Source organism: Sporosarcina sp. SAFN-010 (assembly GCF_059415065.1).
In genome coordinates this window covers 34,866-47,891 of the sequence record NZ_JBPFDS010000019.1, presented here as the reverse complement: position 1 = coordinate 47,891, position 13,026 = coordinate 34,866, and the positions used below count along the sequence as shown (strand labels likewise).

The following is a 13,026-nucleotide window of genomic DNA, read 5'->3' as shown; positions in this document are numbered from 1 at the left end:
GAGAGCAAGCCCCTCGGAAAGCGTCCGCTCGCAGCGGAAATCAACTTTTTCTAGTTAATACTATTGTAAAAGAAAAAAACTGTAGGCAAACCCCGTGATTACTGGAGTTTGTCTACAGTCTGAGACAAGCTTAGTGATACTAAGCTTGTCTTTTTGTTTTGAAATTTTATTTTTTAGTTCCTGCTTCCACTTCTAACGACGGCTTAATAGTCGGTGTTTCTGTAGAAAAGATTTCAGACTCAGCCCGTTTTTTCTTAAGTGCAAAATACTCTTTGACAGCCGCTTGGGCAATATCATTGTTCGGATGTGCATAACCTTTTGTATATGTTGATACGTGCGGCACAATAACAGAATATGCAATTTCAGGGTTTTCATACGGAGCAAAACCTACGTGAGCAACAGAAATTGTTTGAGTCCCCCATAGTGATCGATCTTCGCCCTCATAATACCCTGCCTGCGCAGTACCCGTTTTCCCTGCAGCATCGAAATCTTCACCTTGGAAAATGTTGTACGCAGTCCCTTTGGGTTGATAGTACGTATAATGCATCCCTTTTTTAACTCGTTCAATTTCTTCAGGGGTATTATCAATTCGGTTGAGAATCTTCGGATCGTTCTGTTCCAAGAGAGCTCCGAATTCTTTTCCATCTTTTGAAGGATCATATACAGCCTTCAGTACTTGTGGTGCAATTCTATATCCACCATTTGCAACAGTGGAAACATACTGCGCGAGTTGCAGAGGCGTGTACGTATCATACTGGCCAATCGATAAGTCGAGTAGCTTACCAGGCTCTTTACGGTTTGGCTCTGGTGAAGACCCCGACACTTCGCCCGGCAAATCGATTCCTGTTTTGACACCCAAACCAAACGAGGCATAACTGTCTCGTAATTTGTTGAATGCATCAAAATCGATTTTTAAGCTACCGCCTTTTACATAATTATAGTTTGCTATATCCATTGCAATTTTGAACATATACACGTTGGAGGAGCGTCCAAGTGCTTCAATGTCGTCAACGGAAACGCGAGAATTTTGGTTAAAAAGAGATGCTTTGCGTTGTTTACCTACATAAATAGGCTCATCAATTTTCCTTTCTCCTAAACTCAATACATCATGCTGATAACCACTTAACACAGTAGCCAACTTCATAGTCGACCCAACTTCATATGACGTACTGAACGTACCAAATGTGTAGTCTTGTACAGTTAGTTTACCCGTTTCTTTGTCTTTCACAATCTTTTTGCCAACCATGGATAATACTTCACCTGTATTTGGGTCCATCATCACTAAGAAGGCTCGATCTAAAAATTGAGAACCACCCATTCTTTTTGCTTTCAGTAAATTATCTTCTACAATTTTTTCCAGATGGGATTGCAGTTCCTGATCTAATGTCAACATCAGATCTTTTCCTGGTTCCCCTTCACGAACGGTTTTGGTTTCTACGACTTTGCCGGTTCTATCCTTAATATTTTTCACAACTGTTTTCTGACCTTTTAGCAAATCTTCATAATAACGTTCAATGTAGCTTTTGCCTACCCTGTCATTCCGCGAATAACCACGTGAAAGGAAGTAGTCCAGATCTGTTTTAGGAATTCCTTCTAGAGGGCTAGTCGTTGTTCCAAGGATCGCGCTATCTGACATCTTGACGCGTTCCCAATCTGTTGTCGTATTGACTCCAGGAAGTGATCCCAGTTGTTCAGAGACCGTTGCGAATTCCGTATCAGTCACTTCTTCACTCTTAACGATTTGTGGAGTATAGGCATATCCTGACATCATTTCCCGATAAATCGCGAGAACTTCAAGCTCACTATCTGTAAACGAATCCATTTCTTCGTCTGTAATGCGGTCCCGTGTCATTTTCGTGATTTCGCGTTGCGCTTCCTTTTTTGAGATGGATTCGTCATTTTGAAGCGCCAATTGTTCCTTCTTTGTAACTTTATCTAGCGCTTCATCAGGATGTAACAGGATCCAAAAGTCTTTTTTGTCACCTAGAGTTACTCGCGTCGTAGGTTTGTCAATTAACTTTGCAAGCTTTTTAGCAGTTTTCAACATGTCTTCAGACGTTGTAGAAGTTGTCTTCGTATATGTAATCGCATTTCGTGGTTCGTTATCTACGAGCAAATGACCGCTCCGATCAAAAATCCGGCCTCTTGGAACACTAGTGTTCACTGCGATTTCTTCTGTACGTTCTAACTCACGCTTATAGTCTTCCCCTTTAACAATTTGCAAATATCCTAAACGAAAAATTAGCAACGAAAACAAAACGAATATAGAAAAGAATAAAAAGTTCATTCTGAAGGAAGTCAATTTGCGCTGGCGGACTTTTGCCTGATCGACTTTACGCTGATTTTTCCTCACGTTTTCCTCCTCCTTCATTAGGTGCACATCAAATGAATTATAGCATTAAAAAAGAAAAAGCACACATCTTGACGAACAAGATGTGTGCTTGGTTGCATCAATCACTTACTTATTTTCTGTGTAAAGCTTTTGTACTTCATCCCAGTTAACAACATTCCAAAATGCTGAAATGTAATCAGGACGACGGTTTTGATAGTTTAAGTAATAAGCATGCTCCCAAACGTCAAGCCCAAGAAGTGGAGTCTTACCTTCCATTAATGGAGAGTCTTGGTTTGGTGTAGACATGATTGAAAGTTCGCCGTTATCAAGAACGAGCCAAGCCCATCCAGAACCAAAGCGAGTTTTTGCAGCATTCGCAAACTCTTCTTTGAATTTGTCTAAGCTTTCGAACTTCTTGTCAATTGCTTCAGCTAGAGTACCAGTTGGCGCTCCGCCACCGTTTGGTGAAAGAAGTGTCCAGAATAAGGAGTGGTTCGCATGACCTCCGCCATTATTGCGAACTGCAGTACGGATATCTTCAGGAACTGCATTCAAATCTGAGATAAGCTCTTCAACAGATTTTGCAGCAAGATCAGCATGTCCTTCCAATGCATTATTTACATTGGTAACGTACGTATTATGATGCTTCGTGTGGTGAATCTCCATCGTTTCTTTGTCGATGTGTGGTGCTAGTGCATCATATGCATAAGGCAATTCAGGTAATTTGTAAGCCATTTCCAATTCCTCCTTGAATGATTGAATTCTTTCCTACCTTTCAAGATTATCAAACTTCCCATAGGCATTCAATTATCTTGTCTTTTATGTGACGAAGAAGATGAAAATACCGATCATAACAATCATGACAATGCCTTTGACGATAACAGATGTTAAAAATCCGATCAACGAGCCAATTCCTGAACGAAAGGCTTGTTTAAAACCAGCACGCGTAATGAGTAATTCCGCAAAAACAGCACCAAGGAATGGTCCAATTAGAATTCCAGCGACCGGAATGACGAATGGCCCAATGAGAAGACCAATCGTACTCCCCCATCCTCCAGCATTAGATCCTCCAAAACGTTTTATACCGAAAAGGTTTGCAATCGTATCTGCTCCAAACAACAAAATAGTGAATAAAATTTGTATTGTCCAGAACAGCCATCCCATGGAACTGAATGTATCAATTAGCCCATAGAGCAAAAAGCCGCCAATGATGAAGAGAACAGAAGGAATCACCGGATAGATTAAACCAATAAAAGCAACAACGAAAAACAGACTTGCTACAATCCATGCAATCCATTCCATCCGACTTTCTCCTCCCTTATGCGCGTTTTCCTAAAACCGCTTCTGCAATATTGACAGCATGATCTCCGATTCTTTCCAAGTTAGAGACAATATCTACAAATACAATACCAGCTTGCGCAGAACAGCCACCTTCATTCAGACGAATAATATGGCTCTTTCTACATTTGCGTTCCATTTTGTCGATTAACTCTTCTTGTTTAGCAACAGTACGTGCAAGCTCCCAATCGTTCGTATCTAAGGAATCCACTGCTTTTTGTACTGTACCAATAGTCAGTGCAAACATCTCTGAAAGTTCTTCTAGAGCATCTTCAGAAAGCTTTACCTTATTAACTTCTCTAAAGTCAATGAGTTCAATGATATTCTCAAAGTGATCTCCAATTCTCTCGATGTCACGAACCGTATCCATCAACATGACGTGACGGACGGATTCAACCGGCGAGATATTGACAGCAGAAATCTCAACTAGATAATCCGTGATTTTACGGTCCAAATTATTAATGGCATCTTCAATTTGATACGCAGTCTCTGCATGGCCCTTCTTACTGCTCTTCAAGTATTCGAATGTTTCTTCTAATCCTTGGACAGCGAACGAACCCATACGAATGATTTCTTCTTTTGCTTGTCCAATCGCAACGGCTGGAGACTGAGTAATGAAATGAGGATCCAAATGTTTCGGTTTATATTCAATCGTCACATCTTCACCAGGAATTAGTTTCGTTACAAAGTACGCCCAAGCACCGATGAACGGAAACTGGATTGCTGTGTTCACCACGTTAAATGAACCATGGGCGAACGCAATTTGCATCTTCTTGTCAATTCCGAACGTACTCGTTATCCATTCCACGTAAGCAGTGAAAGGAACGAGGAGGATCATGAATATGGCCGCACCAAGAATATTGAACAAAACGTGGGTTGCAGCCGCACGACGGGCAGCAACAGATGCGCCTATTGCTGCTAAAATTGCAGTTATCGTAGTTCCGATATTGTCACCAAACAAAACAGGCAATGCAGCTTTCAAATCGATAAGATTTTCCGCATATAAGCCTTGCAAGATCCCTACAGTCGCACTGGAACTCTGAACGATTAAGGTAAACACCGTACCTGCAACCACTCCAAGCATCGGGTGGTCTGCCATCGAAACGGTCAAATCAGTAAACGACTCAAGTGATCGTAAAGGCACCATCCCTTCACTCATTAGTTCGAGCCCTAGGAACAGGCCTCCAAACCCGAATACAACCTCACCAAAATGTTTAACCGTCAGTTTCGGGATGAAGAATATCATGAACGCACCAACCGCCATGATTGGCAACGCATAAGCACCTACGTCCAATCCGATGATGAATGCCGTAACGGTTGTACCTATATTGGCACCCATAATAACACCGATTGCTTGTCTCAGTTTCATGAACCCCGCACTAACGAGCCCAACGGTAATAACGGTCGTACCTGAACTTGACTGAATCAGAACCGTCACAATAATTCCGACTAGTACACCCATGAACGGGTTCGTTGTAAAACGGTCGAGAATAGAACGTAGCCTATCTCCAGCTACTTTCTGAAGACCGTCCCCCATGTATTTAATGGCGAAAAGAAATATACCTAGTCCACCAAGAAATTGAAACGCCACTTCCTGCCAATTAATATCCATGTAATGCGCAACCTCCAATAACGATATGTATACTCCCCTATTATTGTCGCCGACTTCTCATATGTAAATAGACAACGGTCAATCTTTACAATCCCTTAACATTTGACATGCTAAACTGGCTAATGTTGTGACAATCCCTACCCAATTTTATAGTACCGATGCTAAACTAGCGATATACCCAGAAAGGAGTCAACGTTTTGAAGAACTATCAATTGTTTTTTGCTTCCATCTACGAGCCAAAAAAACTCGCAGCTTTCCGATTGCTACCTATCGGAAAAGTATTTCAATACGTATTTCTATTTGTAATTCTATCAACCTTGGTGTCTTTTATACGATTCCTTACGGGAGATATTGATTTGTTCGGCTCTTCTCAAGAATTGATCGATTACGCAGCAACTGTCGGTGGTTTGCTCTATCCTATGGCATTTGTCCTTCAGCTTGTCATTAGTACGTTTTATTTATTCATCCGAGTTAGTTTCTTCGGGCTTGTTGGGCTTGGACTTTTGAAAATTTTCAAACGTCGCGGAGAATACAGGCATATGTGGCGTACTTCTGCTGTTTCAATTACTGTCCCTATTTTAGTTTCTTTAGTACTTGATATCTTTCATGTTGAAAGCGCCTTTAATTTCCCACTTACCGCGATTATCCATATTGTGTATTTAGCATTGGCTACAAACTATTATCCGAAACAGCCTCAAGCAAAAGTAACGCGCGCATAATTGTCTTCCTTCGTGCATATCGTGAGCGAAGGGGGGCTTTTCTTATGAGACTACTAATTACCGCGCTAGCTGTATTCGCGCTTATCCATATGCTGAAAATTGATTTGACAGAAGGCACGATTCAACTTGCAGCTTTTGCATCAGATGAACCCACTTGTGAAGAAGTGGACAAGCCTGTATCTATTGTTGTCACAACGGTTCAAGGTGATACAATCGAAACGTTATTTGCACTTTATCCTGATCCAAGTATGCCTTTCATTGATCGATTGACAGTTTTCTATCAACTAAACCCTCATTTACAGCTTCAGGACATTGTAGGTGGAGAGCAGATTGAAATTCCACTTAGTAGTGAAACCGTCACATTTTGCTCAAAACAATAGAGTCCGGAGGGCAGTTCCTTGTCTTTTTAGCACAATGATTGATAAAATGTACAATAGTAAACAGTAGTAATTCGAAGTAAGGAGAGAAAATAATGACTGAAATGATACATCGATCCAACACTCGTCCTGTTAAAGTCGGGAATCTTACAATTGGTGGAAGTAACGAACTATTCATCCAAAGTATGACAACGACTAAAACACATGACGTGGAAGCAACTGTTGCAGAAATCAAGCGTTTGGAAGAAGCAGGTGTTCAGATTGTCCGCGTTGCTTGCCCAGATGAGCGCGCAGCTTACTCAATCGGCGCGATTAAAGCACAGATTAACATTCCACTCGTTGTCGATATTCACTTTAACTATAAACTAGCACTGATTGCGATTGAACAAGGTGCTGATAAGATTCGTATTAATCCTGGTAACATCGGGAAGCAAGCAAAAGTGGAAGCTGTTGTTAATGCAGCTAAAGCAAAAGGAATTCCTATTCGAATCGGTGTAAACGCCGGATCTCTTGAGAAGAAAATCCTTGAGAAATATGGCTACCCAACAGCTGACGGAATGGTTGAAAGTGCCTTGCACCACATTAAAATCCTTGAAGACCTCGATTTCCATGACATCATCGTGTCGTTGAAAGCGTCAGATGTGAACTTGGCAATCGAAGCTTATAAGAAAGCTGCAGCTGCATTCGACTATCCGCTTCACCTTGGAATTACTGAGTCCGGTACACTATTTACCGGTTCCATTAAGAGTTCTGCAGGTCTCGGAGCGTTACTATCAGCAGGCATTGGTAACACCATGCGTGTATCCTTGAGTGCTGACCCCGTACAAGAAGTTAAAGTGGCACGTGAGTTATTGAAAGTATTCGGTCTTTCATCGAACGCAGCTACTCTCATTTCATGCCCAACTTGTGGACGTATAGAAATTGACTTGATATCCATTGCAAACGAAGTGGAAGAATATATCTCACACATCAAAGCACCTCTTAAAGTAGCAGTTCTTGGTTGTGCAGTGAACGGACCAGGTGAAGCACGAGAAGCGGATATCGGAATCGCAGGTGCTCGCGGCGAAGGACTTCTGTTCATGCACGGAAAAACAGTACGTAAGGTTCCTGAAGAGACAATGGTCGAGGAATTGAAAATCGAAATTGATAAACTTGCGGAAGAGTACTTCGAAAAAAAGAGACAAGAAGAACTGCTTGAAGAAAGTGGAACCTCTAAGTGAAAAACTATCGATTCGGTATCGATATTGACGGAACTGTAACGACTCCATCCTCTCTACTTCCGCATATTAATAAAAAGTTCGGTTGCGAGCTCGTTTTAGATGATATTAAGGAATATGATCTGACAACTGCTTTCGATGTCGATCCTACCGAATTTTACAAGTGGTACAAAGAAGCTGAACCAGAGATTTGTCTAACATCCTCCACGCAAGAACAAGCTAAACAATTTTTGACAGACTGGCAGAAGCAAGCAGAGCTGTATTACATCTCTGCCCGCGGTTCTGAAGTGATGGATGCGACGATGAAATGGTTTGAACGTGAGCAACTCCCCTATGACCATGTCGAACTTATCGGCAGTCATCGTAAAATTGAAACTGCACGCAAATTTGGTACAGACGTGTTTTTCGAAGACAAACACGATAATGCTGTCGACCTCCACGAGGAACTTGATATTCCTGTCATCCTTTTTGACACTCCATATAATCGGAATCCTATTCCGAATGGTGTCATCAGGGTCAATAACTGGAACGAAGCTAATGAGTGGATACAGCACAACTTCTTTACAACTCGAGTGAACTAAAAAAAGGAAAGGCTCATTTTTTGAGCCTTTCCTTTTCTTATTGGCATTGAGGACATTTCCCGTACACTTCAAACTTATGCCCTTGAATTTCCACTCCAGGTAAGTTAACTGCGATGTGATCCATCGGACACGACGGTATGTGTTTCGTTTTGCCACATACCGTACAAATAAAGTGATGGTGATGAACGCCCGGGTCACAGTGCATCCGATATTGACGTTCCCCATTCAGATCAGTTTCTTCCAAAATATCAAGTTCCGCAAAAGTGGTTAAGTTTCTGTAAATTGTATCAAAGCTCACTCCGGGATTGTCTTTCTTCAGAAATTCACCAACATCCATTGCAGCAGTATATCCATCTCGCTCTGCAAGAAACTCTAAAATCGCTTCTCTATTTTTTGTTCGCTTGTAAGAATGTTCCTTCAACGTTTCCCAAGCTTTTTCTACATTCACAGTACTTCCCCCTTCCTTCTCACTGTACTTTGCCCCGTCAAACGTTTACCCATTAACACAAGTAGTAAGATGAGTATTGCCGTCACTACGATCGTACCTCCAGGTGCAATATCCAAGTGATAGGCAGTGAATAGCCCGGTAACGACGGATACTTCCCCAAAAAGAATTGACAGTAACATGGCTGATTTAAAGCTTTTTGCCACTTGAATTGCAGCGGCAACTGGTAGGGTCATAAGAGACGATACAAGAAGAATTCCGACAATCCGCATCGAAGCTCCAATCACTAGCGCCGTGAGCACCATGAAAAACATTTGAATCCAGCGTCCTTTAATGCCTGATGCTTGAGAATAATCCGCATCGAAGGATAACGTAAACAATTCTTTGTAGAACAAATAAATGAATGCAAACACTCCGACTGCAAGAATTGAGACAACTAGTAAGTCTTGTCTGCTTACTGCAGAGACCGAACCGAACAAATAACCTACGAGGTCCGCACCAAATCCTTTAGCTAAGGAAATGAATATCGCTCCGAATCCAATACCTGCTGAGAGTATGATTGGAATTGCAAGTTCTTCAAAATTGCGATAAACCCTACGCAATCTCTCGATTAAGAGCGAGCCGCCCACTGCAGCTGCCATACCTAAATAAATCGGATTGAGTCCTGCGAAAAACAACACTTGCTGACTTAAATACAAGCTTCCTGCAATCCCCGCAAGCGAGACATGGCTTAGTGCATCAGCAATTAGAGCAAGACGCCTAACAACGATGAAGAGCCCAAGCATTGGTGCAATCACTCCGATAATTAAACCTGAGAAAAACGCATTCTGTAGGAATTCATAAGTAAATAATGCATCAATCATTGGAAGTGTCTCCTTCCTTCTGATGAACGAGACGGACAGAATGACCATACCATCGTGATAGATCGTTATCATTCAGCTTCGCAAAGTCTCTTCTTCCACCATGGAAGTGCATCGTCCGATTCAAACAGGCAACGTGTGAAGCAAGATCAGTCACAAGGTCAATTTCATGAGAAACTAAAATAATGGCTATGCCATTGTCACGATTCAATTTTTCAAGCATAGAATAGAAAGAAGCCGAGTTTTGCTGGTCCACCCCGACAGTAGGTTCGTCCATGATGAGCAGTTCTGGTTTTGCCGCAAGTGCTCTTGCTATGAAGACACGCTGTTGCTGTCCTCCAGAGAGCTCACCTATATTACGATCAGCGAATTCTCTCATATCCACCTCAAGAAGTGCATTCATAGCAGCTTCTGTATCCGCTTTTGAAAACCGCTTTAACAATCCTGTTTTTTTCGTCAAACCACTTCTCACAACTTCCAGAACAGTTGCTGGAAATCCGCTATTGAAAGAATTTGATTTTTGGGAAACGTAGCCGATTCGTTCTTTGTGGCTGACTGAAGAAATCGGCTCCCCGAATAGTTCCACTGATCCTTTATTCGGCTTTAACAATCCTAATAGAATTTTAATGAGCGTCGATTTCCCAGATCCGTTCGGACCAATAAGTGCCCAAAATTCACCTGGTTTCACAGATAAGGTGATATCTTTCAACACCGATGAATTTCCATAATTAAAAGTTACATCTGTTAATTTCACTAGACTTTCTTGCATACAACCATCCTTCTATTAATAGTAATGATTACGATTCACTCCAATGATTATAAACGAAATGGCGCGGGCTTACAAATTTAAAGAAAGCTAGGTGACAATTTGGATTACACACGATTGCTACTGGAAATGAAAAAAAGAAGCGATGAAGAGATGTTGAAGATGTCCAAGTCGTATGGATTAGATTTTACTGTTGAGGAAATCAGAATGCTTAGACCTTTATTAGATGAGATCTCCATGCATTGGATTTTAACAGGGGTTCCTGAGAGTTTTATTTCAAAGGTGGAGCGGATTTTAGGACAGAAACGTACGAATCAGTTGTTGGAGGATTATTTAAATATGCGAAAGTAAGAAGAGACTGCCGAGCAAATCAGTTACTACTGATTTGCTCGACAGTCTTTTTCTTTAGGAACAAGTATTTTAAACTGTGATGATTTATTAGCATTTCCACAACTATTCACCAATAAAAACGACAACTATTAAACGTTAGTCTCTTCGTTCAATAATGCGTCACGATATTTAGTGGTGAACTCCCCACTTTTCAGCATCATGATTTCTTCTTTGTATGGTGCTGTTTTGTTTTTCTTGTCCGTACCAATGAATGGGGTTTCAAGTATTTTTGGAACGTTTGTGAATGATGGGTGATGAACGATATAGTGCAGTGGTTCAAAACCGATGTGGCCGAAGCCCACGTTTTCATGACGGTCTTTCCCTGCCCCACGGACGTTCTTACTATCATTGACGTGGATAACTGAAATTCGATTTCTACCAATGTAGTGATCAAATTCTTCCAGCACACCTTCAAAATCGTTAACAATATCATATCCTGCATCATGGACGTGACACGTGTCAAAACAAACTGAGAGACGATCGTTATTTTTAACGCCATCAAAAATCATCGCAAGTTCTTCAAAGCTTCTTCCGCATTCAGTGCCCTTACCTGCCATTGTTTCCAGCGCGATCTTGACATCGGCATCTTCAGATAAGACTTCATTCAAACCTTCGATGATTTTTGCAATGCCCTTGTCAACGCCTTCACCTACGTGTGCCCCTGGATGCAATACGATCTGGTTTGCTCCAAGTGCTGCTGTCCGTCGAATCTCTTCTTGTAAGAAATCAACGCCCAGGCGGAACGTTTCAGGTTTCACGGTATTTGCGATGTTAATGATATAAGGCGCATGGACGACCATAGAGGATAGTCCGTGCTCCATCATATGAGCTTGCCCTGCAGCAATGTTCAACTCTTCAATTGGTTTACGTCGCGTGTTTTGTGGAGCTCCTGTATAAATCATGAAAGTCGAAGCACCAAATTCGAGAGCATCCTTACTTGAACCAAGTAACATGTCCTTCCCACTCATCGATACATGGGAACCGATTAATATAGGTTGTTCACTCATTTTTTCTTATTCATTCTCCTTTCACGCTTTTTAAAGCGATCCACTTCCGCAGCCCGCTTCTTTTTATAACCAGGTTTCACCTTAGTTGGTTTCCGGATTAAAGCAGTAGCCTTCTTGTCGATTTCATCCTGTTCTTTCGGACGATTTTTTCTGGAATGACGCTCTTTCAGTTGCGTCCACTCTCCATTTTTCACATCTTCATGTACGAATGGGATACCCATTTTCTCGATTTTAACGATAGCATCATCTTCAGAAGGATCGAATAATGTGATAGCTACCCCTTCCAAACCAGCACGTGCTGTACGTCCAACACGGTGGATATAGAACTCTAGGTCTTCAGGGAGCTCGTAGTTGATGACGTGGCTTACGCCAGGGATATCAATTCCTCGTGCTGCTAGGTCTGTCGCTACAATGAATTGATATTCAAGGTCACGAATTTGTTTCATCATACGAGTCCGTTCACGAGCGTTCAAATCACCATGAATTTTCCCAGTCTTCACACCTTGCGCAGCAAGATAGCCCGCAAGCTCATCTGCATTTTGTTTCGTATTGGTGAAAATAATCGCCAAATAGGGATTGATTGACTGGATGACGTTTAAGAGTTTCTTTTTGCGATCCATTCCTCGTACCGGAACGAGCGAATAGTGCATGCCTTCTGTTAATGGCTTTTTTGTGCCGAGCTGAATATGAACAGGGGAGTTCATATACTTTGCAAGAAACGGCTTAAGTTTTTCTGGAATGGTCGCAGAGAAAACATACATTTCCAAGTCACTTGGCATTTTTCCTGCAAACTGGTCAATGTCTTCAATGAATCCCATATCAAACGCAAGATCGGCTTCGTCGATTACGAGGATGCGGGCAGTATGAATCGATAACGCACCTGTATCTGACATATCTCGGATACGTCCAGGTGTTCCAACAACTAAATGAGGATTCGATTTCAATTTGTCAGCAGAACGTTTCTTATCCGTCCCGCCAATCAATAAACTTGTGCGGACTTCTGAAGAAGCTGTTAGTTTTTTCAACTCATCAAATAACTGGATAGCAAGCTCCCGTGTTGGAGCAGTGATGACTGCTTGAAGCTCATCTGCATCTGTATTAATGCGTTGTAAAATTGGAATTAGGAAGCTATGAGACTTACCTGTTCCTGTGTGTGCTTGTCCGATTGCGCTCTGACCTTTTAAAATGAGCGGAATCATTTCCTTTTGGATGGGGGTTGGACTTGTGAAGCCCAATTGTTCTATCGCGTCGCGAAGAAACGGTTTAAATTGGTAATCAGTGTATCTAGACATGTTCGTGTCCTCCTATCATTCATTCGTTCATTGTAGCACGAAACTGTACCGCTGGTTGTTTTTTTCGCATAGGATACATTATAGACAAAG

Annotated in this window: 14 protein-coding genes; 5 read left to right on the top strand and 9 right to left on the bottom strand. The window is 41.7% G+C overall.

Annotation, left to right across the window (positions count from 1 at the left end):
• Positions 1-166: 166 nt before the first annotated feature.
• The 4 genes from ACR65F_RS16450 to ACR65F_RS16435 all read right to left on the bottom strand — a co-directional run bounded on the left by ACR65F_RS16450 (position 167) and on the right by ACR65F_RS16435 (position 5,282).
• Entirely contained in the window at positions 167-2,353 is a 2,187-nt protein-coding gene (locus ACR65F_RS16450; RefSeq protein WP_039041666.1) for a peptidoglycan D,D-transpeptidase FtsI family protein, read from the bottom strand.
• A gap of 105 nt (positions 2,354-2,458) precedes the next feature.
• Complete coding sequence (gene sodA / locus ACR65F_RS16445) at positions 2,459-3,067, bottom strand: superoxide dismutase SodA (RefSeq protein ID WP_440505062.1); 609 nt, start codon at positions 3,065-3,067, stop codon at positions 2,459-2,461.
• A gap of 84 nt (positions 3,068-3,151) precedes the next feature.
• Complete coding sequence (locus tag ACR65F_RS16440; RefSeq protein ID WP_039041668.1) at positions 3,152-3,634, bottom strand: DUF456 domain-containing protein; 483 nt, start codon at positions 3,632-3,634, stop codon at positions 3,152-3,154.
• Between the two features lie 16 nt (positions 3,635-3,650).
• Positions 3,651-5,282 (bottom strand): Na/Pi cotransporter family protein, encoded by a 1,632-nt coding sequence (locus ACR65F_RS16435; RefSeq protein ID WP_039041669.1) that lies wholly within the window; start codon positions 5,280-5,282, stop codon positions 3,651-3,653.
• Positions 5,283-5,479: 197 nt separating this feature from the next.
• Here ACR65F_RS16435 and ACR65F_RS16430 point away from each other — a divergent pair, with 197 nt between their 5' ends.
• The 4 genes from ACR65F_RS16430 to ACR65F_RS16415 all read left to right on the top strand — a co-directional run bounded on the left by ACR65F_RS16430 (position 5,480) and on the right by ACR65F_RS16415 (position 8,176).
• Positions 5,480-6,001, top strand: coding sequence for a DUF1189 family protein (locus tag ACR65F_RS16430; protein WP_440505061.1), 522 nt, complete (start codon positions 5,480-5,482; stop codon positions 5,999-6,001).
• A gap of 44 nt (positions 6,002-6,045) precedes the next feature.
• Positions 6,046-6,381 carry a protein YqfZ gene (locus ACR65F_RS16425; protein WP_440505060.1) on the top strand — a complete coding sequence of 112 codons (336 nt, stop codon included), beginning with the start codon at positions 6,046-6,048 and terminating at the stop codon, positions 6,379-6,381.
• Positions 6,382-6,473: 92 nt separating this feature from the next.
• The gene (ispG, locus tag ACR65F_RS16420) at positions 6,474-7,598 is read left to right on the top strand and encodes a flavodoxin-dependent (E)-4-hydroxy-3-methylbut-2-enyl-diphosphate synthase (RefSeq protein WP_039041672.1); all 1,125 of its coding nucleotides are present in this window, start codon (positions 6,474-6,476) and stop codon (positions 7,596-7,598) included.
• The gene (locus tag ACR65F_RS16415; protein ID WP_039041673.1) at positions 7,595-8,176 is read left to right on the top strand and encodes a 5' nucleotidase, NT5C type; all 582 of its coding nucleotides are present in this window, start codon (positions 7,595-7,597) and stop codon (positions 8,174-8,176) included. Before ispG ends, ACR65F_RS16415 begins: the two co-directional genes overlap by 4 nt.
• A 37-nt stretch (positions 8,177-8,213) precedes the next feature.
• Here ACR65F_RS16415 and ACR65F_RS16410 read toward each other — a convergent pair whose 3' ends face one another.
• From ACR65F_RS16410 to ACR65F_RS16400, 3 genes are read right to left on the bottom strand one after another with little or no spacing between them, the layout of a single operon-like run.
• The gene (locus ACR65F_RS16410) at positions 8,214-8,624 is read right to left on the bottom strand and encodes a Fur family transcriptional regulator (RefSeq protein ID WP_440505059.1); all 411 of its coding nucleotides are present in this window, start codon (positions 8,622-8,624) and stop codon (positions 8,214-8,216) included.
• Positions 8,621-9,484 (bottom strand): metal ABC transporter permease, encoded by an 864-nt coding sequence (locus ACR65F_RS16405; RefSeq protein WP_440505058.1) that lies wholly within the window; start codon positions 9,482-9,484, stop codon positions 8,621-8,623. The genes ACR65F_RS16410 and ACR65F_RS16405 overlap by 4 nt, the downstream gene beginning before the upstream one ends.
• Entirely contained in the window at positions 9,477-10,250 is a 774-nt protein-coding gene (locus ACR65F_RS16400) for a metal ABC transporter ATP-binding protein (RefSeq protein ID WP_039041676.1), read from the bottom strand. The genes ACR65F_RS16405 and ACR65F_RS16400 overlap by 8 nt, the downstream gene beginning before the upstream one ends.
• Before the next feature lie 99 nt (positions 10,251-10,349).
• Here ACR65F_RS16400 and ACR65F_RS16395 point away from each other — a divergent pair, with 99 nt between their 5' ends.
• Complete coding sequence (locus ACR65F_RS16395; RefSeq protein WP_039041677.1) at positions 10,350-10,598, top strand: hypothetical protein; 249 nt, start codon at positions 10,350-10,352, stop codon at positions 10,596-10,598.
• Positions 10,599-10,726: 128 nt separating this feature from the next.
• Here the strand turns inward: ACR65F_RS16395 and ACR65F_RS16390 are convergent, their stop codons facing one another.
• Together ACR65F_RS16390 and ACR65F_RS16385 are read right to left on the bottom strand one after the other, a co-directional pair.
• Entirely contained in the window at positions 10,727-11,629 is a 903-nt protein-coding gene (locus ACR65F_RS16390) for a deoxyribonuclease IV (protein WP_440505064.1), read from the bottom strand.
• Between the two features lie 11 nt (positions 11,630-11,640).
• Entirely contained in the window at positions 11,641-12,936 is a 1,296-nt protein-coding gene (locus ACR65F_RS16385; RefSeq protein ID WP_125103617.1) for a DEAD/DEAH box helicase, read from the bottom strand.
• Between the last annotated feature and the right edge of the window lie 90 nt (positions 12,937-13,026).